1 protein-coding gene is annotated in these 389 nt (G+C 46.5%); it reads left to right on the top strand.

Features of this window, described 5'->3' with window-relative positions; translation table 11 throughout:
• Positions 1 to 389: CLIPPER-2 domain-containing protein (locus F1003_RS18500; protein ID WP_202913906.1), on the top strand; the 389-nt coding region annotated here is incomplete at both ends.

Raw genomic sequence — 389 nt, 5'->3', positions numbered from 1 at the left:
GATCCAACAGATACGACGATTCCACAGGCAGCAAGCATCGCTATAGAGAAGACCAGTAGTTTAGACCTAGGAGTTGATGGAGTAGCCAGTGTAGGAGATATCATTACTTACACGTATACAGTAACCAACACAGGTAACACGACCTTATTTGATGTTAGTGTCACAGAAGACGCAGCGGACTTTACAGGAACGGGTACCTTACCAACACCGACCTATGTCAGTGGAGGAACGGACCAAGACGGAGAAGCCGACTTAGAAGATATGGTAGTAGGTAGTGGAACGATAGTTTATACAGCGACCTATGCGATCACTCAGGCTGATATTGATGCAGGTATCGTAACGAATCAGGCGATAGCCGATAGTGATGACCCAAGCGGTAATCCAGTAAC

It is taken from the genome of Winogradskyella ouciana (assembly GCF_009709615.1).
GTDB classification, from domain to species: Bacteria; Bacteroidota; Bacteroidia; order Flavobacteriales; family Flavobacteriaceae; genus Winogradskyella; species Winogradskyella ouciana.
The sequence above is the reverse complement of the archived record's forward strand: the minus strand, read 5'-3'. Positions and strand labels throughout refer to the sequence as shown.